This window comes from Pseudomonas frederiksbergensis (assembly GCF_900105495.1).
Classification (GTDB): domain Bacteria; phylum Pseudomonadota; class Gammaproteobacteria; order Pseudomonadales; family Pseudomonadaceae; genus Aquipseudomonas; species Aquipseudomonas frederiksbergensis.
The window spans coordinates 3,031,632-3,057,277 of the sequence record NZ_FNTF01000002.1 but is presented as its reverse complement, the minus strand read 5'-3'; the positions used below and the strand labels follow the sequence as shown (position 1 = coordinate 3,057,277).

The window sequence follows — 25,646 nt, the reverse complement described above, 5'->3', positions numbered from 1 at the left end:
GCAGAACCACCCGCTATAAGGACTTCCCATGCGAATTCTCGTGGTCAACGTCAACACCACCGAATCCATCACCCAGGCCATCGCGCGTTCGGCTCAGTCCGTGGCCGCGCCGGGCACGGAAATCATCGGCCTGACGCCCTACTTCGGTGCTGACTCCATCGAAGGCAATTTCGAAAGTTATCTGGCCGCCATCGCGGTGATGGACCGGGTAATGTCCTACGACCAACCCTTCGACGCCGTAATCCAGGCCGGTTACGGCGAGCACGGCCGCGAGGGCTTGCAGGAGTTGCTCAACGTGCCGGTGGTGGACATCACCGATGCGGCGGCCAGCACCGCCATGTTCCTCGGCCATGCCTACTCGGTGGTCACTACGCTGGACCGCACCGTGCCGCTGATCGAGGACCGCCTCAAACTGTCCGGACTCTGGGACCGTTGCGCGTCGGTGCGGGCCAGCGGTTTGGCGGTGCTGGAACTGGAATCCGATCCCGAGCGTGCGCTGGAAGCCATTATTCGTCAGGCGGAACTGGCCGTGCTTGAAGATAAGGCCGAGGTGATTTGCCTGGGCTGCGGCGGCATGGCCGGGCTGGATGAACAGATTCGCCGACGCACTGGCGTACCGGTGGTGGATGGTGTGACGGCGGCGGTGACGATTGCCGAGTCGCTGGTGCGGTTGGGATTGTCGACGTCGAAAGTGCGGACCTATGCGACGCCGCGGCCGAAGAAAATTATTGGCTGGCCCGGGCGTTTCGGGCAGTAGACCGCGTTATCGTTCTTCGCGGGCAAGCCACGCTCCCACAGGTTCTGTGTCGTATCTCAATAATGTAAACGACGCAGATCTTGTGGGAGCGTGGCTTGCCCGCGATGGCCGCGCCTCGGTTTTGAAGCTGGCTCAAACCGCACTAAACCGCTGCCCCAACCCCTGCTCCGCAAACTGCTCAATGATGAAATCCACAAACGCCCGAGTCTTGCCCGGCAACAATTTGTGCTCCGCGTAATAGATCGAAATGTTGCCATCGTCGACAAACCATTCCGGCAGCACCCGCTGCAACGTCCCGGCCTCCAGATAGCCCACGGCAAACGGCATGCTCACCAGCGCAATGCCCAACCCTTGGGCGGCGGTAGCGCAGGCCGCCTCCGAATCGCTCATGGTCATCCGCGCCTTGAGCGTCAGCGGGCTGTGTTGCTGGGTGCGACTGGTCAATTGCCAGGAACGCACACGACCCGTCTGTGGCGATCGAATCAGGATGCCATCGTGATGTTTGAGATCATCGGGCTCGGCAATCACCTCACGCCCTGCAAGATAGTCGGCTGACGCCACCAACACCCGATGGGCCGGTGTCAGCTTGCGCGCCACTACCCCCTGCGGCAGCTCGAATCCCCCACCAATCGCCGCATCGAAACCCTGAGCGATCAGATCGACCTGACGGTTATCGAAATGCCAGTCCGGGTTGATCGCCGGAAAGCGCCGCAGAAACTCCCCGAGCAACGGCACGATGTACAAACGCCCAAACACCGTGCCCATGCTGACCTTCAACGTCCCCGCGGGTAGCCCCTCGGCGCTGGCCAGATTGGCCACGGCATTCTGGATCGTGTGAAGACTGGAACTCACTTCGCCGAGAAACCGATGACCCGCTTCAGTGAGCGTCAGGCTGCGAGTGCTGCGCTGAAACAGCCGCACACCCAGCCGCGCTTCAAGCTTGGCGACGCTCTTGCCCACCGCCGCCGGGGTCAGGCTCAGGCGACGTGCGGCCTCGGCGAAGCTGCCGACCTCGGCACTGCGCACGAAGCATTCGATACTGCTGAAGGTTTCCATAAGCGCCACTATAAACTTTTGGTTTACACAGACTATCGCAATTACCGTCTACACAGCTGGTAACACTGAATCGATACTAGGCTCCATCAACCGAGACATCTCGCCTCGGGACTTTGGAGATCGATATGACTACTCAGAACCTCAGCGGCAAAGTGGCTTTGATTCAAGGCGGATCCCGCGGTATCGGTGCCGCCATTGTCAAACGCCTGGCCGCTGAAGGCGCGACAGTGGCCTTCACCTACGTCAGCTCCACGGCCAAGGCCGAAGAATTGCAAAACAGCATCACCGGTAACGGCGGCAAAGCCCTCGCCATCAAGGCTGACAGCGCCGACGCCGAGGCCATTCGCGACGCCGTGACCGCCACCGTAAACGCCTTTGGCCGCCTGGACATTCTGGTCAATAACGCTGGCGTACTGGCCGTTGCCCCCTTGGAAGACTTCAAACTCGAAGACTTCGACCAGACCCTCGCGATCAATGTGCGCAGCGTATTCATCGCCACCCAAGCCGCCGCCAAACACATGACCGAAGGCGGTCGCATCATCAACATCGGCAGCACCAACGCCGACCGCATGCCCTTCGCCGGTGGAGGCCCGTACGCCATGAGCAAGTCGGCGCTGGTCGGCCTGACCAAAGGCCTGGCGCGCGACCTCGGCCCACGCGGCATCACCATCAACAACGTGCAACCGGGCCCGGTCGACACTGACATGAACCCGGCCACTGGTGACTTCGCCGAAAGCCTGATCCCGTTGATGGCGGTGGGTCGTTACGGCAAAGCGGAAGAAATCGCCAGCTTCGTCGCCTACCTCGTCGGTCCCGAAGCCGGCTACATCACCGGTGCCAGCCTGACCATCGATGGTGGTTTCGGCGCCTGATGTTCTGAATCACGCATAAAAAAACGCCGGTAACCCTGGTCAGGTTGCCGGCGTTTTTTCATGTACCCGGCCTTAAGCCCATTCGAGCGCCGGCAATCCGCAAGCACTCGGCTTGAACGCTTTCAGCGTACGAAGAATGCCGTCGGCGTGTGCGTATTTTTCGTCAGCCATCGCCGCATCCGGGATCGCAATCGCGGTCATTCCCGCCGCTTTCGCCGCCGTGACACCGAACGGCGAATCCTCGAACACCAGGCAATCCTCAGGCGCGACACCCAGGCGCCGCGCCGCCGTGAGGAAGATGTCCGGCGCCGGTTTGGCCGCGCCGACCTCCGGATCATCGGCCGTCACGATGAAATCGAACAGCGCGAACCAGTCGCGGTGCAAGGTGGTTTTCTGGCCGAACGACTGACGCGAAGAGCTGGTGCCCACCGCAATCGGAATGTTATTGGCCTTCAGATGCCGAACCAGCTCCTGTGCGCCAGGCATCGCCAGTGCTGTAGGAAAACGCTCGCGCATCAGCGGTTCGCGGATCACCAGAAACTCTTCGGCGGTAATCGGCAGGTCCAGCGCCTCGACCACATAACGCGCCAGATCGCCCGCGCCACGGCCGATGATGTTCTGCTTGATGCTCCAGTCGAAGACCCGCCCGTAACGCGCGGCAATTATCGACGTGACTTCGGTGTAAATGCCCTCGGTGTCCAGCAACAAGCCATCCATATCGAAAATCACGGCCTTGATCGGGCCGAATTCATTTAGCGGTGCATTCATCGCATCTGATCCGTTTTCTAATGACATCCCAGAGGCGGCTCAGGTACGGCCGGGTCCGCGATCGATTAAAGGATTCAGCAGCATAGCGAGCGCAGCGGGCATAGAGCAACGGGCAATACCTGATCGGTATTGAAACCTGCGCCGAAGTGCTGTTGGTCATTTAACGATTTCCCCTACACCAAACACTTACTTTCCTGACTTCTTTCCTCGCCGATCCCACGCAAAGTCTCGCGCTCTGAATTGATCCGCGCGAGGGACAGCGAATGTTCATACCTGACAACCTCCTGGCCTTGAACAACACCATCGGGCTGCTGGTGGTCGCCGCCATGGACCCTGAGCAGCCGAATGTCGAAGCGGTATTGGGTGATTTTCGACTGTGCCTGAACGACTACGACGCCTGGGCTGAAAGTTTCTGGACCGGCAAGGCCCTGGATGTCGAGCAAGTATTCAAGGTCGGCAACGAAGTCCGGCTTAGCGCGCCGAAGAATTCCACTACGCCTGTCAGCGCGACAGTCGCCGCGTGCCCGGCCAGCGGCCCGTTGACCCTGGTGCATATGTTTGAGGCGGCGCGCTTCGTGCCGATCGGCAATACGCCGATGATGCTTGAACCTTTGCTTTCCGACGTGGCGGGTAAGCAGACATTCGGCAAGCCGATCTACGACGAGATCGGCCCCAGCGGCATTCTGGAAATCCCCGATTGCCAGCGCGGCCAGCGTTATCGCATCACTTTCTTTCCCGATGTATCCGCCGATCACGTCAAAGCACTTTACGCCTCCTATCAGGGCGTCATCGACGAGCTGGAAGGCTGGTTGCGCAACGAGTGGACGAGCGAGTTCGAACCGGCGTGGGCCGGGTTCTCCCAGGCCGCTTTCATCGAGCGCTACGGCATGCTGCAACAGGCCGATTGGCGCGGCTTCGAGAACTCGCTGAACGGTTTGTGGGATGACGTAAAACAGGTTTACGTCCTGATCGCCGACCTGCAGGCCAACAGCGAAAAACTCCTTGAATACCTGACCCGATCCGAGCTTGAAACGCTGCTGAACGCTTCGGCGGAATCCATCGCCAAGGTGTTGCTGATGCTGAGCGACGAGCCGTTGATGTTCATTCATCTCGCGGCGTTCACCAGTTGGCTGAGGATGCTGCCGCCGCAGTACATCGCCGAGGTCGTGGCGGAAATTCGTACGGAGATTTTGATCAGTTTCCTGCTCATGTGCCTTACCAGTCCTGCGGGACTGAAATTGCACCTGAGTGAGAAGGTGCTGTCCAGAATCAAGTCCCCGCGAACCCGGAAATGGCTGGCGGGCGCCAGTTTGCGACTGGCTGAGCTCACCGCCAGGTCTGACCTGACAGCCCACGCGGGCACGCTAAAACCGCTGATGGTCCACAGCCGGCATGCACCGATCAAACCTGCGCCCGCCGTGCCGTTGCAAATCACCCCAGGTGTTGCGCCAGTTCTGTCGGTGAAGAATCCAGTGGCCATCGCGCGCGACAAGTCTCAAGCCATGACCAGGATTGGTCGGCAGGAACATCGCGACGATGCGCCCGATCAAGCGAAAAACCCCAACGGCGACAGCGCCGATTCCGTCGATAAAACCGCGACCAATAAATGCCCGGTGTCGATGGTCACCGGCGAGGAACTGCTGACCCTGACCGACGGTGCGCTGGACGGGATTTTGCCGTTCGAGTTCACCCGCCTCTATCGCACCAGCGCGGTGGAGATCGATTGCGGGCTCGGGTTTGGCTGGAGTCATTCGCTGTCGCATCGACTGGAAATCGAGGGCGACAGCGTTATCTGGATCGACCACGAAAACCGCCGCACCACCTTTCCGTTACCGAATATCGAGCGCCCGGCGATTCACAACAGTCTGTCGCGGGCGGCGATTTATCTGGGTGACGAGCCGGAAGAACTGATCCTCGCCCAGGCGGGGGAAAAATCCCGGTTTTTCCATTTCCGTGCCGGGCGTCTGACGGCGATCAGCGATGCCTACGGCAATCGGCTGACGGTGCAGCGGGACATTTCTGACAGGATCAAGCGCCTCGACAACGGCGCCGGGCGCTCTCTTCTGTTGCGCTATGACCGCAGCCATTTGCTCGCCATCGACTATCAGCGTTTTCAGCCCGCCGACACCCTGGAAGACGCCTGGCGTACCGAACAAACACTGGTTGCCTACCGCTACGACGCTCGCCATCGCTTGATCGAAGCCACCAATGCCGCCGGCGAAAGCGAGCGTTACGACTACGACGATCAGCACGTCATCCTGCAGCGGCAGTTGGCCGGTGGGGCGAGTTTTTTCTGGGAGTGGGAACGCTCCGGCAAGGCGGCCCGCTGCATCCGGCATTGGGCGTCGTTTGCGCAAATGGACGCGCGTTACGTCTGGGACGACCACGGCCGTGTGCGGGTTAACAACGCCGACGGCAGCGAAGAGGTTTACGAACACGACGAGCGCGCGCGGCTGGTGCGCAAGGTCGGGCTGGACGGCGGCGAACACCTCAAGGCCTACGACGACCACGGTCGGCTGCTGGCCGAGCAGGACCCGCTCGGCGCCGTCACCGAATACCGTTACGACGAAGTCGGACGGCTGATCGCGCTGATTCCGCCGGAAGACGTGCCGACGGCCTACGAATACCGCAACGGTTTCCTGCAGGCGCGGTACCGCGGTCAAGCGGTGTGGACATACCAGCGCAACGCCCAGGGCGACATCACCGAAGCGAGCGACCCCGACGGCCAGGTCAGCCACTATTACTACGACGACAAAGGGCAACTGCTGTCGATCCGCTACCCGGACACCAGCCGGCAAGTGTTCGTCTGGAACGCCTTGGGGCAACTGCTCGAAGAGACCTTGCCGGACGGCGGTCGGCGGCGCTTTTCCTACGATGCGCTGGGGCGGCAGCTTACCCGTCAGGACGAACATGGCGCCGTCACCCGCTACCAGTGGGATGCCGTCGGCCGACTGCTCCAGACCACACTGCCTACCGGCGCCAGCCGCGCGTTCAGCTACAACGCCTACGGCAAGATCACCGCCGAACGCGATGAACTGGGCCGCGTCACCCGCTACGAATACCTCGACGACCTGCACCTGGTCAGCCGCCGCCTCAATCCCGACGGCACCCAGCTGCGCTACCGCTACGACAACGCCCAGCTGTTGCTCACGGCAATCGAAAACGAATCCGGCGAAACCTATCGCCTGGACTACACGCCCAATGGTTTGATCCGACAGGAAACCGGCTTCGACGGCCAACGCACGGCGTACGCCTACGACCTCAATGGCCAGCTGCTGGAGAAAACCGAGTTCGGCGAGGACGGCTCGCAGCGGCTGACCGCTTACCAGCGGGATTCGGCCGGCCGCCTGCGAGTCAAAACCCTGCCCGACGGCAGCCAGGTTGAGTACCGCTACGACCGCCTCGGCCGGTTGGTCAGCGTCGACGACGGCCACGACCATCCGCTGGAATTCGAGTACGACCCGCAGGACCGGCTGATCACCGAGCATCAGGGCTGGGGCACGTTGCGTTATGGCTACGACGCTTGCGGCCAACTGAATCGCCTGCGCCTGCCGGACGGCAGCAAACTCGATTACCACCACGCCCGGGGCGGCGCGCTGACCGCGATCGACCTCAACGGCGCGCGGCTCAGCGATCACCAGTTCGCCTTCGGCCGCGAACAGCAACGCCAGCAGGGGCAGTTGCTCAGCGAATATGCCTACGACGATCAGGGCCGCTTGAAGGCCCACGCGGTCAGTCAGCTGTATCGCCGTGACTATGCCTACAGCGCCAACGGCAACCTTGACTACATTGCCGACACGCGACACGGTCAACGCAGTTACCACTACGACCCGCTCAACCGCCTGATCGGCGTCCGCCACACCCGCGATCAACCCCCGGAAAGCTTCGCCCACGACCCGGCTGGCAACCTGCTGATGCACGATCGTCCCGGCCCGTCCACCGTCAAAGGCAACCGCCTGCTGAGGCAAGGCGACCGCCACTACGACTACGACGCCTTCGGCAACCTGATCCGCGAACGCCGCGGCACCGGGCAAAAACGCGTCACCGAATACCGCTACGACGGCCAGCACCGCTTGGTCGGCGTCACCACCGCGGACGGCCGCAGCGCCAGCTACCGCTACGACGCGTTCGGCCGCCGCATCAGCAAAACCGTCGACGGCAAGACCACCGAATTCTTCTGGCAAGGCGACCACCTCATCGCCGAAAGCAGCCGCGAGCACTACCGCAGCTACGTCTACGAACCCGGCAGCTTCCGCCCACTGGCCATGCTCGACGGCAAAGGCCCGGACCAGGCTTGCCCGTTCTACTACCAACTCGACCACCTCGGCACCCCGCAAGAACTTACCGATTACAGCGGCGACATCATCTGGGCCGCCCGATACACAGCCTATGGCCGCCTGACTCGCCTCAACCGCGACACCCATCAGGTGCTGGATCAGCCGTTGAGGTTTCAGGGGCAGTACTTCGATGCGGAGACTGGCCTGCATTACAACCGGCATCGCTACTACAATCCGGATGTTGGACGGTATTTGACGCCGGATCCGAGCAAGTTGGCGGGGGGGTTAAACGGGTATCAGTACACGCGCAATCCGACGGGGTGGGTTGATCCGCTGGGGTTGAGTGAGAATTGCCCGCAGGCGGGAACAGGAAATTGCCTACCTCCGGATAAGACAGGCAACACTCAAGTAAATGATGGAGAGCCTGACCTTCCCTATTCAGGAACTATCTCGGCCGCAATGCAGAACAAGATTCTGTACGGGATTCGGAGCCCTAGGCATAACAGCCCTATTGGTGGGCACTCCGCAAAATTACTTAACTCCCCGAAGTATCAAGTGGATGTACTTCAGACGAACAGAGATGGCACCATCAGCGCAAAAAACTTCAAGATGATTCTGGAACGTAAAGATGGAACATTAGGATGGTCGGCCGCTAAATCACCGAATCGACATACGTTTGCGCCTGAGAACTGGAGTGACGAAAAGATCCTAAGAGCTACAGATGAGGTAGCACTTGCTCCGGGTGTAATCATTCGCGATGAGGCTGGAATGAAAATCACCCAACACACAAAAGTCATTGATGGCGTCGGATGGCAAGTGATTAAAGAGAACGATCAGATCACCTCATCCTATCCAACGGGAGGTAAGCCGTGAGGCCAGAAGATAAGAACGACATTTTCCAAAAATTTGAGGCTTGGATGGGTGATTCAGAAAACTCCAACTGGACTGCCTATTCCAGCGAGCTTGTGGCCAAAGTGGTGTTGTGTGATTTTTCAGCCGATGATTGGATAAAACTTGCAGCAACAGTGTTAAGCAAAGCTGAATACTGGCAGCAGCGTTGTATCGTTTCCTTAGGAGAAAACCGCTCGCCAGAAGCGATTGAAATAATTAAGCTTATCCTCATGCAGTCTTCATATTTTGATGCCCGCACAATCGCAATTTACGAGCTTGATTGGGCGGAGGTCGCAATAGAAAGCAAATATACGCCTGCGATAATTGAAATTATAAACTCGACCCCATACGAGGATGTTGAACCTGAGCTCAAATCGCTATTAGCGAAATCTCAAGCTTCAACGGATTAGGGTGAGCCAAAAATGCCCAGCAGTTTACTGGGCATTCAATTGCAATATTGAGTTACTTAACCACCCGAACCACTCGCACCACCACCAGCACCACCCGTCCCTCCCCCTGCAGACCCAGAGCCCCCACCGCTCCCGCTTCCACTCATCCCTGAACTACCGGATCCTCCAGACCCACCCCCAGAACCGCTCCCCATCGAACCGCCACCATTCATCCCCCCACTTTCGGTCTTCGGGCTGGTGCTACTTCCACTTGCATCACCACCATTCCCACCTTCAATGGCGCCAGACGGCAGCGCCTTCTCATCCGCGGAGCCCGCGTTCATTTCAGAGTACGGCGGCATCCCGCCCTTATTCACAGGTGCATCGGTGCCGGAGGACTGGGCAAACGCCGACATTGAGCCGGCCGACAACACGCCGATCACCGTCAGGGCGGTCAATTTTGACCTGATCATGGTGTCTCTCCTTTAAAAGTGCGTACCTGATTTCTGGCCGTCATCGCTTTTTAAAGGTGCCGCACAATTGACGAGCGGTGCTGTGCCACCGCGTATGTTCAGCTCGGTTCGTTTGAGCCATCTTCATCGGCAATGTCAGGGTCGTGAGGGTGACCTTCAACGTCCCCGCGTTTCACTTCATCCGACGGCAACTGCTCGACAGCGGTGTCGTCATCAGGCGGACGTTGATCACGACTCAGGGAATCGGTTGGTGAAGGCAGCGGATATTCGGGGGTATCGTCAATGTCGGAGTCTTTCGGATCAGCGTTCATAAAGCACCTCGCGTGGGCCTGAAAAGCAGGCCCTGAAATTTCGAGGATGGTGCCGCGCATTGCGTTCGATCAAGGAGACGATCGGTCGCGTCCGTCGCACAGCAGGCTCAATCTTCGTCTTCGTCCACTTCCTCGTCTTCGAACTCAATATTTCCGACGTCGCCCGCATCATCGGAATCATTGAGCGGAACTGTTGCGTCATCCATCAGTGAGCCTGGGTCTTCGTTTCCTGGATCGTTAATGAACGGAAGCCCGCTCGGGCCTTTTTCTTCCTTGCCTTCGGTTTCAGGAGTCATGGCATGCCTCACAACAATTGGGGGTGTATGAAGTTCGAGGCGGCCCACGACCAAACGTTCCAGAGTCCTACTCCCAGACGTGAAAAACCCGGCGCGGGGCCGGGTTTCTTCTGTAGCTCGATGTCGAATCAGTGATGTTTGTTCTTGTGCTTGTTTTTATGCTTATGGTTGTGGCCGCTACCGGAGTGCGAACTGCCGCTATCGTTACCCAAGTTGTTGCCTACCGCCCCACCCGCCGCGCCACCCAGGCCTGCGCCAATGGTCGAACCGGTCTTGCCGCCCAGGCTATTGCCGATCACCGAGCCACCGGCCGATCCCAGACCACCACCAATAGCCGCTTCTGTGCGACTGCCTTTGTTGGCGCCGACCGCGCTACCTGCCGCACCGCCTACACCGGCGCCAATCGCGGCACCCGTGCTGCCGCCCATTTGCTGGCCGACCACGTTACCTAGCGCACCGCCAATACCACCGCCAACTGCAGCGGTGCCGTCACCGGCGGCCATTGCACCTTGAGCGACCAAAAGTCCCAGAACCAACGTGGACAATGTCAAACGCATGATATGAACCTCTAAATTCCGTATCGGGGGTAAGAGAACGCGTTACGGATGGCGTGAGTCTAGCTTTTTCATCACACCAGCGCTGATCGTTGGACAGCTATTAATTCAAAGAGCGCGAAGAAGAAATATCCAGATACAGAAAGCCCGGCATCAAGCCGGGCTTTTGAACAGATCGACGAGGATCAGTGACGCTTGTGACCTTTGGCCAGGTTGCTGCCCACGCCGCCGCCCAATGCGCCGCCCAAGCCTGCGCCGATGGTGGAACCGGTCTTGCCGCCCAGGCTGTTGCCGATCACCGAACCGCCGGCCGCGCCGACACCACCACCGATGGCGGCTTTAGTGCGGCTGCCTTTGCGTGCTGCAACAGCACTGCCAGCCGCGCCCGCGACACCTGCACCAATCGCTGCACCGGTGCTGCCGCCCATGCTCTGACCGACCACATTACCCAGCGCGCCGCCCAAACCACCACCGATGGCGGCAGTGCCATCACCCGCAGCCATCGCACCTTGAGCAACCAAAAGCCCCAGAACCAAAGCAGGCAGTGTTAAACGCATGACAAAAACCTCAAAAAAAGGGGTAACCGAAAGGGGCGAGATTGAATGCTTTAGAGGAGACAAAGTCCAGACACGCACGGGTACAACCTCGCAATAGGCGACGGTTGGACAGCGTTTTCAGAAAAGGTTTTACGACAGGCAAAAAAAAGCCCGCTGGGGAACGGGCCAGGTACTGCTTTCTAACGGATGAGTTGAGACTACGTAGGTAGGTGTGAAAAGTTTGTGAAAAAAAATACCAACAGCGGGTTTTGTAGCTGTAGTCAAAATCGCAACAGCCGATTTTGTGAAAATAAAAACCCCGCTCAATGGCGGGGGCTATCCGGTTGACGGTTACTTCCTGGAAGACGGCATCCTCTTGGGCAAGAAATTCGCCTTTTCGGATCGGGGCACCTTGGATTTCAATTTGGCGACCCGGACCCGGTTTTCACCAAAGCCCGCCATATACTCCGCTTGACCACACTGCACGCAACTATTGATCGGAAACTCAGATCCGTCGTCTTCGATATACGAATCAGCCATACCTTTCCCCTCTCAAAAAAGGGTCGACACCGGCAAGCCCTATTTGCCTGAAAAATATCGACCTTCAACGCTTTTGAGACTAGCCAGTCATTACCGGACTTGTAGTTCGGTTTGTTGCGTGCCCGACGAACGGCCTCGTGACACATTCACCTCAACTTGACCGCCGTCCCGGTCACGAACACCACCACCATCCCGCCCTTCCCGGCCGGCATGCTGATCTCATAATCAAGCCCTACCACTGCATCCGCCTGAATTGCCCGCGCCCTTTCCTTCAACTCGTCGGTCGCCTGAATCCGTGCCTCCTTCAGCGCCCGCTCCAGTGTCTGAGAGCGCCCACCGAAAAAATCCCGCATCCCGGCGAACAAATCGCGGATAACGTTGACCCCCTGCACCGACTCGGCACTGACGATGTCCAGATAGGCGGTGATTTGTCGGCCTTCGATGGAGTGGGTTGTGGTGGTGATCATTAAATTTCCTTTTTCATGGCCCGGGGATGATTACTCAAGGCACCTGGCGCTTAGTCTAGATACGGTGGCGGCGGCACGAGGGAGATGAGCGTGGATCAATAACATTGCCATCCATAAAATCCAGACGCCAGAAACCACAAAACCCCTGACTTCTTTCGAAATCAGGGGTTCTGGTTACATCGAATTTGGCGGTGAAGGAGAGATTCGAAACTACCCGTGAGCGACTTTCGGAACCTAACCTCCCGGTTTACAAGGGCTGCAGCCTGGCAGCGTGCGTAGGATCTGTCCCAGCGTGGTCCCAGAGGTTAAACGCACCAGGTTGCAGAACACGGCCGCGACAGGCGTTTTCCGCGTTTTATGTTGAGCCATGGGAAAAAGGTAATTTTGGTAATGAGCTATAAAAATCAAGATAAAAGCCAATAAAATCAGATAGTTGATATGTTTTTGTAGAGGTAATAATAAGGTAAGTAAATGGTTATGAAATTACTTTCAGTACCAGTAATGCCCATCTACTACCAAACCCAGTGAAATAAGGGCTTGAACAAAACATTACCCTTCCCCTTACCTTAAATTACCCTCTGAGGTAATGGGTGAAAGCTAGGATCTATAAGGGCTCCAGCCCGTTTTTATCCCTCGCTTACTAAAATTACCCTTTTCCCATCCCACGTCTGAAAAATATCCATTCGCCATCAGTTTTGGCGGTTTTTTACAGCGTCTGAATTAGTACTGAATGCCAGCCAATCCGTGGTGATGCCGTGCAATACCGCAAAACGCCGGAAAGCCTCACGGACCGGACCTCACAGCTGTTTTGCTATTGGGTTGGGCGGTCAATAATTCGCACCTGGTGTGAACCGCTCCGAAAACGAAAACCCCGTCTGCAGCTGGTTTTCGCAGCCGTAGTCCCTGTAAACAGGGCGCCTCACTCCGCTGATCAAATCGCGCCGGCCCCATACCGCTGTGCAAGGCCGCTGCACTTGTTTGCAAAACCTTGCACTTCGTGCAATTGCAAAACAGCCCACAGACCCCGCAGCGGGCTTGGGCGCAACCATGATTTGCACCCCCACCCGCCTTTGCACAAAAAAGGGACGCAAAGCCCGTTGGCGGGAGGGGGATAAGTGCTTTTTTCAGCAGTTTTTTCTTTGAAGCGGAACATGTCAGAGCAGCCAAGAGCCGCTGGGTATTGCCGCCAGTCGATCCGATGATGTGCTGGGATGCCGCTACGGATACACTGTTCATGCATACAGTATTCAGCTGGAATGGGTCTGACCGATGAATAGAGATTTTGCGGACACTGCAGGTGCGAAGTTATCAGCGATAACGCATTGGCAAGTCATGCTGCGCGATGACGTGGCACTTCTCGCCATGCCAGGCGCCCACCACAAGGCGTTACTCAGGCAGGCTCACGCGCTGCATCGACATCAAGTAATTGATGCTGACGATCTGAGCGATATGTTGGAGCTGGCAGACGCCGCGCTGGCCTACGCGGTTGAATCGCTACTCGACCTCGACGCTGACGTATAGGAAGAACCATGCATGTACTTGTCACGCCTATGCGCTTGCGTGGTGTCGCTCTTGATCCGAAGGAGCGGCGTCGCTATCCGGCGATCCGAGGCAACGTTATGGTGAACTCTACTATGTGCAGTGAGCTGGGTCGGGCCGCTAATGTTGCTCGTGTTGAAGTGGGTATGCCGCTCGAACCCGATCCACTGCCACCGCTGCTCGATGCGACCTTGGCAGGGATGGCAGTTACGGGATTTGTTTTGAGTGGCATCGAACATATCGATGGTTGCGCTTATGCCCAGTCATGGTGGTGCCGATTAGAGTAGACGAATTGCCTTTTGCAATGCGGACAGTCGAGAACACCACTTCCGAGCATCTCACCTTGATTCCAACTCAGGTTTAGTAACACTCAATAACTCCTGAGGCGATTAGTAATATTTGCGACATCTGCTAGAACAACACCCAACTTCTCTAAAATCGCAAAAATAAGCAAATGATGAACATGAGCAGCAAATAGGTGTAACTTATCTTCTTCGATATTATATTTATTTGCATGTGTAATATTATTCCGAAGAGTGCAAATTTCCGTTAACAAATCTTTAGTCACCCCCAAACCTTTTTTGATGGGCTCGGGCAACGAAGAAAGGAAATCACTGAGACATTTTTCAGTGTTATATTTTTGACCGTTAAACCTCTTAAGCCCGCCCTCAAAACTTTTGATCTGCTTGGCGCTCAACGAGCTATTGCCCTTTACCCAGCCTTTTGCAAGCCGGGAGAATCGAACAAACAAATCCTCGGGAAGATAATACTTCCTGTTATAGCAATGTTTTTCAAGCAACCTAAAGTAACCTAGCAGTCTATCCTCAACATTCCCCATACTTCGATACTTGACGTACTTTTCTAGTAAATCAGGGAGATCGGAATCTGGACTAAAATACAACGCGAATGAAGACATAGGAAATGGCGCAATTCCCCAGTCATCAAAACGAGGGTCTTTCCCAAGGGGAAACATTGCATAAACATCTGATCCTTTAGGCTTCAAACTGCTATTGATACAGTAGAGGTAGCCTTTTTGGCTATATCCATAAAGATCATAGTTGAGCGTCACGCTCTGGACGGAGGGTTCTGCCCCCGTCAAAAACGCTAAAAGATTAAAGATGCGTACATAGATTAAAAATGGGTCAGCAACACGTTCTCCCGAACCCATTAAATAAAACAGTGAAGGTGGAAAGGTAAATCCATGCTCATACAATAAATGAGACTGACGGAATGTCGCATTGTAACGCACGCCTATTTCATCATGCTCATTTGCAGGCGTTGAAAATTCGACTAGCAGCGGCTCCACATCTTCGCGCTTATAACTCGCCTCGAAAATCTTTTGCTGTGTGGTCGTGTAACCTACCCATTCGTTTACTGTCGAAGAAGCTATATCTATTGATTCAAAAAAGCCATTTTCTGGAGGTTCGCTTGGACAAAAAATTACACTTTCAACGGTAAATTCAATCTCCTTTAATCCAACATATGGCGTGTGATTAATTACCGATGACTTAATCCCAACACAATAAAGCCCTTTAAGAAAAAATACATTTCTATGATCGTCACACCTTGCTTCGGTGGCATCCCAAGACAGCGAAAAATCTCGCTCAGACGTAACTTTAAATTTTATTAGCTCCGGAGTTAAATGAAGCGTGGCCGCATAACCAGAGTCACCCTCGCGATAAAACACTTCAAAAAAATATTCTTTGTGTAGTTCCAGCTCTTTAACTGTATCAAACATGAGAGCGCACCGAGTGTCATAGACTGGGCGTCATATTGTGCTGGAGTCATAAAAAACGCAAAGTGGCGTGCGGTACCGGGTAGTTAAAGGGTAATAGCCTTGAGTTTTGCGGATAGCACCAGTGCTTGCTCAGCCTTTGCTGTGAATGCCGCCGCATCAGTTGGACTCGGCGTTGGCCCAGGTACGTGCGTGTGCGCCGCGAGCTGTGTATTCATCTGCTGCAGTAAATTAAGCATGTCGCATACCACTTGAAACAGGTTCACGCCTTCGGACCCGATCCAGTTCTTCGGCGCCTGCAGTCGCTGACTGACGCCGGCAACGCTTTTACGCAGCCCCTCGATCCGCTCCTGCATGTCGCCACCCACCGTGGCGTTGTGCTTCTGCCCCACCACCAGGTTCAGATCGCGGCCGGTGGCCTGGTGCAGATCGTCCACCGCCGCCAGGCTCGCGGATCCGCCCGACAGCAGCTTGAGCGCGCCCAGCGCCTCGATCTTCTTGATGCCACCCACTGACTCGGTCGAATGGTCGTCCACCGTCCTGGTGTGATTCTGGAAGGTCTCGATGTTGTCCAGGGCTTCGACTTCGCGCTCGATCGCCTTGTCCTTGATCTTGCCGTCAGTCTGGCGTAGCCAGTTGCCGTCGGCGTCCACCCGTTGCTGGGCGGCCTCGCTGTGCTGCCACACCTGATCGCCCTTCGGCACTTTGGGCATGCTCAGGCCGTGAGGCAGGATCGTCTGGATGTAAGGCTTGTTTGGCAGGCCATAGGCAAAGCACACCACCACTTGGGTGCCTTCCTCCGGAAAGGCATACATGCCCATTTCCTCGCCACCGGTGGGTAGTGGCAACGGCACGCCGGCGAGCTGCGGTAGCTGCGGATCGGGTTCACCGTCCGGACCGAGTACTTCGATGTCCACGGCATAGCGCGGCCGGAAGTCGTCGCAGATCCCGGCGCCGGCCGGTGCATCGGCCACGGCGACAACCCGGGCGAAGCGCGGCAGGTGGTAACCACCGGTGAGTTCGGGGAATTGGCGCTCTACAGCGCGGCGGATTGCGTCTTCCATCGGATGGCCATCTGGTCATTGGCAAGGGCCACACTGGTGATGCGCTCGCCGTGGTTGATTGTTGCACCTGGTCGCAACCCGGGAAGGGCCGCGACCATTGCGCTTTGGTTGCCCTGGTAGCCGTCGAACAGCTCCGTGGGGATTTGTAGCGGCGACCGTGCGCCGAAAAAGCTGTCGGCCCAGCTGCCGGCAAACACTTCGCCGTCGCCCAGTTGGTGCCAGGTGAAGTCGGGAATGTTGAACACCCGGGCCAGACTGTCCATCGCCTGATAACCGGCCGCGAGGCTGTAGAAGAACGGCGCCTTGACGCTCGCGTAGGGCCGATCGGGCACGCGAAAGCGCAGACCGGTCTGCTCGCTGACCTCAGCCAGCACGGCGCGCAAATCGACGTGACGCAGGTTCAGCGGCAGCGGGTTGGCCAGGACGGCGGCCAGCTCGCGACAGAACAACACCTGCTCGACGCCGTTGGCGGCAGTGCAGCGCTCGACGTAGCCAATGAAGTGCCGTTGCAACGTGCCTTCGTTGTAGCCGATATCCAGCGTCACCAGGCCTTTCACCGGCACCGCGGATTGGATGGTGAACGTCGCCCGCCCGGGGCTGGTGGCGTCCAGCCGAACATCCTCTTTGACCAGGGCGATCGGCGCGCCATTGATTGTCAGAATCTTATGCAGTTTCACTTCGGCTCACTCTCGCCCAGCCACTTGTCCACGCGGCCCAGCACCTTTTCAAAACCGCTCAGCGCCGGGTTATCGCTGGTTGCATCCGTCCCACTGCCGCCGTCGCCGACTGCGCTTCCCGGGGCGCCTTGCGCGTTGACCTTGTTGCCGGCGCGTCGGCCTTCAACCTTTTCCGGGTTCGACTCGCGTTCACTCAGCGTGAACTGGACCAGCCAGGCGCGCAGGGAATCGTCCTCGCGGGCGCTGATGCCGTCGGAAAACTCGACCTGGCGCACGCCGAAGACCTCGGCCGAGTCGTTGACCACGCGGTACAGGTGCAACTGGCCGCCGCCGGCAGTGGCTTCGGCCAGGCGCATCAGATCGACCAGCTGGGACTTATCCACAAAGGGAATCATCAACGAGACGGTCAGCGTCTTGGGCTTGAAGCCTTTGTGGGCCTTGTCCGTGTTGCTGGTTTGGCCGGACATGTCGCCGCTTTCAATACGCAGATTGGCCGTCACCTTGAGGTTCTTGCCCTGGACCTTGTGGCCGTCGAGTAGCAGCGTCATAGGCCGACCAGCTCCTGGACAAAACTCAGCCCTTCCTTTGAACCGACCAGCATCAGGCCGGCGCACAGCACCCACTCGTGGCCCGGGGCATCGCCGGCCAGCAGCTCGCGCCGCAACTCGCTGGTGTTGCCTGGGCCGATCAGGCGGGCCAGCATGCTGGCGTCAGGGTTTCCCCCAGTCAGCAGCTCTTTCAGATCAGCCAGCTGCTGATCGCGGCCCTGCTGCTGGGCGACTTTGCGGGTCGCCAAAGCAGCCAGATCACCCAACGGCGAACTGTCGGCCGCGTAGCTCTCCAGCACCGTCAGTTGGCCGGCCATGGACTGCTTGGCGGCCTTGACCACCGTGCAGCGCTCCAGGGGCAGTGCTTGCCAGCGTGGCAATGGACCGGCGCCGGGGATCTCCCACTTTTCGGTTTCCAGCTTCACCAGGTGCTGGGCGCGGCGTTCCGTGCGCACCAGGTCAGGGATCGGCAGCAAGGCGTTGAACCGTGACAGGCTGCTGGCCAGCTGTTCCAGACGCGTGCCCAGGAACAGAATCGACAGCGCGTATTGCGGCCCGGCCGGGCGCCCGGTGTCGCTGACGTCGTCCAGTTTCTTCGCCAGGTGTTCCAGCAGATTGGGCGCTGACAGAAAACGCTGATAGCCCTTCCCCTGGCCGATGCCGCTTTGAAACGGCGTCACCACTAAGCACGCCGGTGCCTGGCCCAACTGCTCGGCCAGGGCCGCACGGCCGGCAGTGATCGCGCCTTTGGCCGCATCACCGACCGGCCCCGGGTTGGTGCTGGCCAGCCCCTCGAGGCCGGCCAGGCGCTGGGCCGTGCTGGCCAGTTCCCCACCGGCCAGATCTTTGGCGGCCGACAGGCCCCCCATCCATTGTGTGGCCTGTTCTGGCCAGCGCATGGTCACCGGCGCCCAAGTCATGCCGGCGGCGTCCAGGTGATGGCTTTCATGGTCTTCAGATCCTTGTCGTCCAGGGCTTTGGCCAAGGCCTGCCTGAGGCTGTCGGCGTGCTGCATGGCGGCCTGTTTGAAGCGCACCAGATCCTGGCTGACTTTCTGCAGTTGGACGATGGAATGCGCTCGAAAGGCTTTCACCTGGTCAACGTCATAGCACGGGTAGACGTCATCCATGCCCAGCAGCACCTGGCCGTTTAAATCCACCTGGTCGTCAATCGTGCTGCCGTAACGGTGTAACTCGCCCAGGGCATCCGAACTGAAGCCGCCGGCGACGTACTGGCTGTACGCCACGCCGATCGCCTGCTGTTTGTTGTCGTACAGCGCGGCCAGCACGGCGTCGATATCGTCGACCCATTCACCGTCCTTCCAGATCTGGTTCGGCCCGGGCTTTTCCAATGTGAAGCCGGCCGGAAGCGGTTCAAACCCTTCCAGGGTTCGCGCCTCGCCGGTGTCGATGCTGTAGACGACCACACCGCCGAAGTAGTCCACCAGCTGCCAGGCCTGGCCATTCCACCAGGCGACTTTGTGGTCAGGGATCGTCGGCGGCGGGGTTTCCACACAGCCACCGGGAATGAGGTACACACCCGGCTCCAGGGGCGATTCATCAGCCTCGACCGGGCCAATGAAAATGCCCAGGTGGTCCGTCTGATAGACGAGCTTGTCAGTCATGATCGATCTCAATACTTGATGCAGAAAAGAAGGGCCAAGTTCTTCGGACGGGTTTCGCTACCGCCGGCAGCGGCGACCGTCAGGGCGTGGGTGTGGTTGCCTGCACCGCCGATACCGACGTTATGCCCGTGGACGCCGGCGGCGGCGATGCCAACGTTGTGCGCGTGATTACCGGCTTCGCCAATACCGACGTTATGGCTGTGGGTACCGGCCCCTTCTGTGGGCGCAGCCATACCGTTGGCACCGTTGGCCGTGGTGATGTTGGGGCTGCCGCCACCCACGCTACTGTTCGCTGCCCGGAAAATGCCGTGCTGGTGGTGGCCCTGTGCATCGGTCCAAGCACTGTGTGCGTGGTTGCCTTGGGCGTCCGTCGATGCGGCGTGGACGTGATTACCCTGGGCATCAGTCCATGCACCGTGAACGTGGTCACCGACGGCGGCGGCCGAGGCGGTGTGCGCGTGGGATTGCATCAGCATGTCCTGGAGGGTGCCGAACACCCGCCCCGGGTCAACACCACGTCCGTCGTCCCAAGCCCGGGGAAAGAGCCCTCGCGCATCCGGAACGTTAAAGGTCGTAACCCCATCTCCAGGCCCGAAGATGGTCCCAATACGGTCAAACAACTTGGCAAATGCCGTTCGCGAAAGCGCCGCGAAATTGCATTTAACCCAACCCTCGGGGGCCGTCGGCATGGCGAACCCGCACACCATGCCGGTCATGGAATCTCCAACCTGCTGTTGCAGCTTGTTCAGTGCAGCGGTCGTGGCCAGGATCTCGCTGCTGTTGGTCGTAGGATCGTCGCTCTTGGCATTGGGCAGGTTGCCCAAACCGACGTCTTCCTTCTTCGTCCCCCGGGCACGCAGCTTCGGATAGTCGCCCGTACGGGCTGCCAGGTACGTAATCAAGGAGCTGTCGATCGGCTCCGAGATACGCAGATCGGTGATTTGCGTGCTCGAAATAAAGTCAGCGATCGGCACGCAGTAGTGAAGGGCTCCGGCGGCGTCGGTGTAGTCCGCCTGGTTGCCGTAGACCACTTTCCAGCTGGCCACTCGATCGTTGAGCTGCCGTTCCAGGCACACATCCAACCAAACTTTGCCCACGGGAATAACGCCGGTGACAACGAATGGCTGAGGCAAGTCCACGCGAATGCCTTCGATGAAGACCTTGCCAGGGCGGAGCTGGAACGCGTTGCCGACCTTTTCGAACATCATTGCGTCAGCGATGAAACAAGCCCGGCCGTACATATTGCGGTTGCTAAGGCGTTGGCGCTCATCAATGCCAGCCAGGCGCACGGTGAAGTCATGCTGCCAGGTGCTGGCGTCGATGGTGATGCCGGTCAACTCCAGGGCGCCATCGAAGGCCACCAGGAAGTTGCGGGTGACGTTGTTGCCGATCTGGAGCGGCGGAATGTTCTTGCGCTTCTGCTGCAACGGCACCGAAGACACCGCGAACAGCACGCCCTCTTCGTCCTCAAGGCCGACCCAGTTGAAATCCCAGTCGCCAATGTCCGATCCCAGCTGGGCGCTGTACACCACCTGGTTGGGGTTCACATAGCCGGCGTTTTGCGCAGGGATGGTGTAGACGTGGACGATCTGCGCCGCCGGTGGTTTGCCGGCAGCGCGATCGATCGGCGCCACCGGATCCAGCCCGGGCACGTTGGCAAAAATGAATTTGCTGATGATCAGCGGTTTTTTCTGGCTTTGCTTCAGGGCAATCTGGCTTTCGCCGGCCAGGGTGATGTTGGCGCTCACGGTGCGCTCCTACAGGCTGGCAACCAGCGTTTGCTGGTCGTCGTTAAAGTCGATCAAGGCGATTTGCAGCGCCACGGGGGTGATGGTCACGAAGTCGTAACGCCGGCAGGTCCGGCCGTATTGCTGGATCAACACGCGCAGCAACTCCGGGTTCAGTGACAGTTGGGTGTTGCTGAATTTGAGCAGGACCACGTCCCAGTCCCGATCGGGCTGGCGTTCCTCAATCTCGACGTAACCCACGCCCAGGCGCTCGAAAATGCGCTTCATGCCGGCGGTGCTGCCGGCGTCTACGGAGTTGATGAAGGCGTATTTCACCCGCAGCCGGAACAAGGCCTCAGGTTCGCCGTTGAAGCGCGTGACGTCGCGTTGCCAAGCCCACAATTCCAGAATGGTCAGATGGCAGGTGTCTGGATCGATTTGCAGGTATGGCCAGTTCAGCCAGCCGGTGACGGTTTCCCACCAGGCTTGCGCGGCGGCGATCAGCTTTGACAGTTCGGTGCCGGCGAGCCAGAACGGCAACTTGATTTTGATCATCGAGCCGTCACCTTCAACGCCTGGACCCGGGGGATGTCCAAGCCGGAAATGATGTCGGGTGTAGCGAATCTCATCGAGCTGATATCGGGAAACTGGCGGTGCAGTTCCTCAGTCAGACGACTGAAACTGAATCGCGACTGGGGATAAGTGAGCGTCGGCTTGTAGTCCCGAACGGTGCTTTCGCGAAACGCGGCACGGATAAACAGTTCCACCTCGGCTTGCAGCTTGGCCAAGTTCTCAGCGCCCAAATTGGGCCGTGGCCATAGGTCCAGCTCGATGGTGTACTGGATCTCCGGTATCACCATGGCCAGTAGGTCATCGCCGTGCCCATGGTTGCCCTGGTCGCGGATGTGCGAGTTGATTTGTTCCAGGTAGCTGTCCGCCGGCACACCCGCATCAAACAGCACATAGGCGTTCGCACTGCCGGGGCCCCGGGGCGCGCCGTGTTCGAAATACACGCCATCGGGGCGCACGCCGGGGAACGCGGAAATCATGGCGCGATACACCGCGTCGGTGTGCCACTGGTTGACCGCCGAGAACTGGTTGCGCACACGCAGTCGCAGCTGGTCGTTCGGTTCCGGATCCGCACCCGGTGATTCCAGCCAGCCGTCCACGTTGGCCACCTGGACAATGCCTGGTACCGGAACCGGCAGGATCGCGTAGTAACCCGGTGCCAGGTTGTAACCGCTGCCGGCCTCGTTCGCTTCCACCGGCACTTCCAGCTGTAGCTGGCCTTGCTGAAAAATTGCGGCCGCTGTGGTGGTCAGTTGGTAAACGTTGCTGTTGATCGCAGCGGACTGCACCGCGATGCCTTTTTCCAGCTCCATCACGCCGTCCGGCGTGGCCCGGGTAAACAGCACGGTGCCTTGGGCTTTGGTCGCGCCCTTGCGCTCGACGTTGACCGCCCAGGCGAGCATGTCCAGCCAGGCATCCACCGCCGTTTTCACAAAGAAGTTTGGCAGCACGGTCAGGCACAGGAAATCCAGTAACCACAGTACCGGCTTGGTGACCAGCGCCGTCATCACCCGCCAGAACGGCGAATAGCTGCTGGTGTTCGCCACCTTGGCGCCTTGGGCTTCGACCTCCTTTTCCCAGGCCGCTTTCAGACCGGCCTCGGTGGTCGGGATGCCGGCGTCGGCGATCACCTGTTTAAAATCGACCTCACTCACAGGCTTACCTCGATCAATCCGAATTTCAGGGTTTTGGCAGTAACCAGGTACTGACCTGGCTCCAGTTGCGTGATGTGCGCAGTCCCGGGCACCAGGCGCTCGTCGGCCTCCACCAGCAGTTCCATCTGCTGGATGCAGTCGCGCTGCCGCAGCCGATCGCGTTCGGCCACCAGCGTCACCAGCAGGCCGCTGTCGCGGATCATGTGCGCGATGTCCTGGGCGATGCAGGCGCGGTCATCGATCAGCCGCGGCTGATTCGAAGGGTCCAGCGACAGGTCGTTGTCGACGATCAACAGGTCAACGTATTCGCTCATCCACCCACCGCCATGGCCATCATGTTTTCCATCTCCAGCGGGTTCATCGGCTTGCTGTTTTGAATGGTCATGTTCTCCACATGCACACCTTTGTTCTGGCTGTTGCTGTTGTTCTGAATGCTGGTCAGCAGGCCGCCAGGCGGCACCGCAGTCGGTCGCGTGGGGGAAATGCTGGGAATGGCCGCATTGATGGTCTGCTGGGCTTTTTGCGCGGCTGTTGCGGTGTCGGCGGCGTTGATGCTCTGCTGGACTTTTTGCCCGGCAGTTGCCTTGTCGGCGATGTTGGTAGCCGCATCGATACCGGGCACTTCGGGCATGCCGCCGAAGCGCGCCTCGATGTTCACACCGGGGATGCTGTTGAGCAGTTCGATCAGGCCATTAACGGCCTTGTGAAAGATGCTGACGATGCCGTCCCAGGCGGCCTTGGCCATACCGGACCAGCCGCCCATGGAGTTAAACCAGTCAGACAAGGCCTGGAGCTGGGCGCTGACCCACTTGAACGCCTCACTGTTGAGCAGCGCGGTGGTCCACTCGTCCCAGAAAGAGATCGCAGCGGCTACGGCCGCGACCAGAGCGATCACGCCGATAACGATCCAGACGATCGGGTTGGCCAACAGCGCCGCATTGACCAGCCAGACTGCCCCCTGCCAAAGCAGCATGCCCGTCCTAACCAGGCCCATCCAGGTGTACATCAGGGCGAGCCCGGCCACGAACGCAATGACCATCACCGTGTGATAGAGGAATATCGCCACACTGCGCAGTCCGGTCATGTTGAGGATCTTCCAGACCGTCAGCAGGCCCAGCCAGGTCAACTTCGCGATTCCCACCGTCAGGGTCAGCAGAGACATGGCGCCGATAATCGTCATGATGGTCAGCGCGGTGATACCGATCACCCGGGTAATGTTCGGGAACAGCTGCGACCAGCGCACCAGGGTCTTGCCGATCTCCACCATCTTGTTCATGAACGGCGACAGCACCGGGATCAGCACCTGGCCGAACACCACGCGCATGACCTCGACCAAGGACGCCCATTGCTGCCACGGATCGACCATGGCCTGGGCCATTTGCTCGGCCTTCTCCAGACCGCGTACTTTGCCCAGTTGATCGAGGCCGTCACGCAAGCGGCCGGTGTCCTTGGCCAGTGCGCCGATCACCTGGGCGCCTTCACCGCCGAAGGCCTCCATCAGCTTGGCCCCGGCCGACGCACTGGTCAGATCGCCGAACTTGCCCTGGAGCTTGTCCAGGATGGACATGATCGGCAGGATCTTGCCCTGCTGGTCAGTGAACTTCATGCCGAGCTTTTCCGAGGCAGCGCCGATGTTTTCGAAGAACGCCTTGTAACGTCCGCCGGCATCGCCACCCTCCATGGTGCTGCTCAGCGTACCGATCACCGCCATCTGTTCGGCCAGGTCCACGCCGGCCGTCGTGGCGATCGCACCGGCTTCCTTGAACGCGTCTTTCATGGCCGTACCGCTGGTGCGGAACAACTGCACCGCCAGCGCCGTCTGCCCGCCGAGTTTTTCGACCCACGCGCCTTTGCCCATGGCGTCCGCCTGGGACTTCTGCAAGTTGTAGAGGGTGCCGACGTATTCGCCCATGGTCGCGGCGTCGGTCTTGGTGGCCTTGGCCACCAGACTGCTGGCGTTGGTGAAGGTGGCCAGCTGATTACCGACCAGCCCTTTAATCGCGCCATCGATCTGATACGCCGAAGCGACGAATTCCCGGGCGTTCTCGCCGTAGTTCACGGCGAACGCCAGCGACTTGCTGTTGAGCGCGGTCAGCGCGTCCTCAGCGACGCCCAGCGATCGGACGTCGCCCAGGGCACGATTGACCTCCAGTGCCGGCGCCATGGACTGCTGGATCCCGACCACCGCCGCCGTCAGACCGCCCAGGCCCAGGCCAATCGACTTGATGTGCTTTTCGCTCTGCTCGGCAAGGTCGGAAAAACCCATTTTCACTTTGCCCAGGGGCGCGGTGACCTTGTCGGTCAGGCTCAAGATAAAAGCCAGGCTGGCGCTACGGTCTGCCACTGTCGTTACCCGTTCAGCGCAAGGGCGATGCCGTTAGCCACGGCCATCTCCATGCGTCTCCAGTATTCGTCCTCCAGCCACTTGGCCGTGCCCATCACCTCAGGTGTGGGCTCGGCTCCAGGCAGCCAGCGGTTCGTCAGGGCCATCAGCTGACCCAGGCCGTTTTCGGTCAGGCGCTCAGCGTGGCCGAGCGCTTTTTTACGATCACCTCAACCTTCGGGCCGTACTCCTCGAGGAGTGCTCCGGCGAGTTGCATGACCATCACCGGGTTAGCCAGCAGCGGTTTCAGCGTGGCGCGTTCTTCCTGCTTGACGGTGGTCATCAGCAGGTTATTGCCCGGGGCGACCTTGTTGGTCTGGGTCAGTGCGTTGAAGTACTTGGTGACGTCTGCCGGGGTCAGGGTGAAAGTGAATTCCTGCTCGCCGACTTCCAGGGTGATTTCTGCGTTTTGCTCGTTCATGGGATAGCTCTCGGTTG

The 25,646-nt window shown here is 58.8% G+C and carries 26 protein-coding genes; 6 read left to right on the top strand and 20 right to left on the bottom strand.

All coding sequences use genetic code 11. The annotated features are described in order from the left end of the window. The first annotated feature begins 28 nt into the window (after positions 1 to 28). Complete coding sequence (locus BLW70_RS14400) at positions 29 to 757, top strand: aspartate/glutamate racemase family protein (protein WP_074874983.1); 729 nt, start codon at positions 29 to 31, stop codon at positions 755 to 757. Between the two features lie 132 nt (positions 758 to 889). On the opposite strand, the gene BLW70_RS14395 is transcribed toward BLW70_RS14400, so the two are convergent. Further along, positions 890 to 1,813, bottom strand: coding sequence for a LysR family transcriptional regulator (locus BLW70_RS14395; RefSeq protein ID WP_074874981.1), 924 nt, complete (start codon positions 1,811 to 1,813; stop codon positions 890 to 892). A 125-nt stretch (positions 1,814 to 1,938) separates the two neighbouring features. On the opposite strand from BLW70_RS14395, the gene BLW70_RS14390 reads away from it, so the two are divergent. Continuing rightward, a complete protein-coding gene (locus tag BLW70_RS14390) occupies positions 1,939 to 2,685 on the top strand; it encodes a 3-oxoacyl-ACP reductase family protein (protein WP_074874979.1) in 747 nt (248 codons plus the stop codon). A gap of 72 nt (positions 2,686 to 2,757) precedes the next feature. Here the strand turns inward: BLW70_RS14390 and BLW70_RS14385 are convergent, their stop codons facing one another. Then, the gene (locus BLW70_RS14385; protein ID WP_074874977.1) at positions 2,758 to 3,453 is read right to left on the bottom strand and encodes an HAD-IA family hydrolase; all 696 of its coding nucleotides are present in this window, start codon (positions 3,451 to 3,453) and stop codon (positions 2,758 to 2,760) included. Between the two features lie 263 nt (positions 3,454 to 3,716). Between BLW70_RS14385 and BLW70_RS14380 the strand changes: the two genes are divergently transcribed. Together BLW70_RS14380 and BLW70_RS14375 are read left to right on the top strand one after the other, a co-directional pair. Next, complete coding sequence (locus BLW70_RS14380) at positions 3,717 to 8,603, top strand: RHS repeat-associated core domain-containing protein (RefSeq protein ID WP_074874975.1); 4,887 nt, start codon at positions 3,717 to 3,719, stop codon at positions 8,601 to 8,603. Continuing rightward, a complete protein-coding gene (locus BLW70_RS14375) occupies positions 8,600 to 9,031 on the top strand; it encodes a HEAT repeat domain-containing protein (RefSeq protein ID WP_232252146.1) in 432 nt (143 codons plus the stop codon). Before BLW70_RS14380 ends, BLW70_RS14375 begins: the two co-directional genes overlap by 4 nt. Positions 9,032 to 9,581: 550 nt before the next feature. Here BLW70_RS14375 and BLW70_RS14365 read toward each other — a convergent pair. From BLW70_RS14365 to BLW70_RS14340, 5 genes are all read right to left on the bottom strand, one after another. Next, entirely contained in the window at positions 9,582 to 9,794 is a 213-nt protein-coding gene (locus tag BLW70_RS14365; RefSeq protein WP_074874971.1) for a hypothetical protein, read from the bottom strand. 107 nt (positions 9,795 to 9,901) lie between these two features. Next, complete coding sequence (locus BLW70_RS14360) at positions 9,902 to 10,090, bottom strand: hypothetical protein (RefSeq protein WP_074874970.1); 189 nt, start codon at positions 10,088 to 10,090, stop codon at positions 9,902 to 9,904. Positions 10,091 to 10,218: 128 nt separating this feature from the next. Next, complete coding sequence (locus BLW70_RS14355; RefSeq protein ID WP_074874968.1) at positions 10,219 to 10,647, bottom strand: glycine zipper domain-containing protein; 429 nt, start codon at positions 10,645 to 10,647, stop codon at positions 10,219 to 10,221. Positions 10,648 to 10,829: 182 nt separating this feature from the next. After that, complete coding sequence (locus tag BLW70_RS14350) at positions 10,830 to 11,201, bottom strand: hypothetical protein (protein WP_059404653.1); 372 nt, start codon at positions 11,199 to 11,201, stop codon at positions 10,830 to 10,832. 665 nt (positions 11,202 to 11,866) lie between these two features. Further along, on the bottom strand, positions 11,867 to 12,187 hold the full coding sequence (locus BLW70_RS14340) for a YbjQ family protein (protein ID WP_074874964.1): 321 nt from the start codon (positions 12,185 to 12,187) through the stop codon (positions 11,867 to 11,869). Between the two features lie 1,269 nt (positions 12,188 to 13,456). Here BLW70_RS14340 and BLW70_RS14335 point away from each other — a divergent pair. Next, positions 13,457 to 13,708 carry a hypothetical protein gene (locus BLW70_RS14335; protein ID WP_074874962.1) on the top strand — a complete coding sequence of 84 codons (252 nt, stop codon included), beginning with the start codon at positions 13,457 to 13,459 and terminating at the stop codon, positions 13,706 to 13,708. Between the two features lie 8 nt (positions 13,709 to 13,716). Beyond that, positions 13,717 to 14,013, top strand: a complete 297-nt coding sequence (locus BLW70_RS14330) for a hypothetical protein (RefSeq protein WP_074874960.1) — start codon at positions 13,717 to 13,719, stop codon at positions 14,011 to 14,013. 83 nt (positions 14,014 to 14,096) lie between these two features. Here the strand turns inward: BLW70_RS14330 and BLW70_RS30245 are convergent, their stop codons facing one another. The 13 genes from BLW70_RS30245 to BLW70_RS14270 form a co-directional block, all read right to left on the bottom strand. Further along, positions 14,097 to 15,464 carry a HEPN domain-containing protein gene (locus BLW70_RS30245; protein WP_139273383.1) on the bottom strand — a complete coding sequence of 456 codons (1,368 nt, stop codon included), beginning with the start codon at positions 15,462 to 15,464 and terminating at the stop codon, positions 14,097 to 14,099. Between the two features lie 83 nt (positions 15,465 to 15,547). Next, entirely contained in the window at positions 15,548 to 16,525 is a 978-nt protein-coding gene (locus BLW70_RS14320) for a phage baseplate assembly protein V (protein WP_074874956.1), read from the bottom strand. Further along, on the bottom strand, positions 16,498 to 17,202 hold the full coding sequence (locus BLW70_RS14315) for a hypothetical protein (RefSeq protein ID WP_074874954.1): 705 nt from the start codon (positions 17,200 to 17,202) through the stop codon (positions 16,498 to 16,500). Before BLW70_RS14315 ends, BLW70_RS14320 begins: the two co-directional genes overlap by 28 nt. Next, positions 17,199 to 17,750, bottom strand: a complete 552-nt coding sequence (locus BLW70_RS14310; RefSeq protein WP_074874952.1) for a baseplate complex protein — start codon at positions 17,748 to 17,750, stop codon at positions 17,199 to 17,201. Before BLW70_RS14310 ends, BLW70_RS14315 begins: the two co-directional genes overlap by 4 nt. After that, complete coding sequence (locus tag BLW70_RS14305) at positions 17,747 to 18,670, bottom strand: hypothetical protein (protein ID WP_074874950.1); 924 nt, start codon at positions 18,668 to 18,670, stop codon at positions 17,747 to 17,749. The genes BLW70_RS14310 and BLW70_RS14305 overlap by 4 nt, the downstream gene beginning before the upstream one ends. Continuing rightward, positions 18,667 to 19,374, bottom strand: coding sequence for a DUF4376 domain-containing protein (locus tag BLW70_RS14300; protein WP_074874948.1), 708 nt, complete (start codon positions 19,372 to 19,374; stop codon positions 18,667 to 18,669). The genes BLW70_RS14305 and BLW70_RS14300 overlap by 4 nt, the downstream gene beginning before the upstream one ends. 8 nt (positions 19,375 to 19,382) lie before the next feature. Then, positions 19,383 to 21,122 carry a phage tail-collar fiber domain-containing protein gene (locus BLW70_RS14295; protein WP_074874946.1) on the bottom strand — a complete coding sequence of 580 codons (1,740 nt, stop codon included), beginning with the start codon at positions 21,120 to 21,122 and terminating at the stop codon, positions 19,383 to 19,385. Positions 21,123 to 21,131: 9 nt separating this feature from the next. After that, complete coding sequence (locus BLW70_RS14290) at positions 21,132 to 21,656, bottom strand: phage tail protein (RefSeq protein ID WP_074874944.1); 525 nt, start codon at positions 21,654 to 21,656, stop codon at positions 21,132 to 21,134. After that, positions 21,653 to 22,825, bottom strand: coding sequence for a baseplate J/gp47 family protein (locus BLW70_RS14285; RefSeq protein ID WP_074874942.1), 1,173 nt, complete (start codon positions 22,823 to 22,825; stop codon positions 21,653 to 21,655). The genes BLW70_RS14290 and BLW70_RS14285 overlap by 4 nt, the downstream gene beginning before the upstream one ends. After that, positions 22,822 to 23,139, bottom strand: coding sequence for a DUF2590 family protein (locus BLW70_RS14280; RefSeq protein ID WP_074874940.1), 318 nt, complete (start codon positions 23,137 to 23,139; stop codon positions 22,822 to 22,824). The genes BLW70_RS14285 and BLW70_RS14280 overlap by 4 nt, the downstream gene beginning before the upstream one ends. Beyond that, positions 23,136 to 25,169 (bottom strand): phage tail tape measure protein, encoded by a 2,034-nt coding sequence (locus tag BLW70_RS14275; protein WP_074874938.1) that lies wholly within the window; start codon positions 25,167 to 25,169, stop codon positions 23,136 to 23,138. Before BLW70_RS14275 ends, BLW70_RS14280 begins: the two co-directional genes overlap by 4 nt. Positions 25,170 to 25,174: 5 nt before the next feature. Continuing rightward, positions 25,175 to 25,315, bottom strand: coding sequence for a DUF6890 family protein (locus tag BLW70_RS30805; protein ID WP_162842852.1), 141 nt, complete (start codon positions 25,313 to 25,315; stop codon positions 25,175 to 25,177). A gap of 23 nt (positions 25,316 to 25,338) precedes the next feature. Continuing rightward, positions 25,339 to 25,629 (bottom strand): putative phage tail assembly chaperone, encoded by a 291-nt coding sequence (locus BLW70_RS14270; RefSeq protein WP_074874936.1) that lies wholly within the window; start codon positions 25,627 to 25,629, stop codon positions 25,339 to 25,341. Between the last annotated feature and the right edge of the window lie 17 nt (positions 25,630 to 25,646).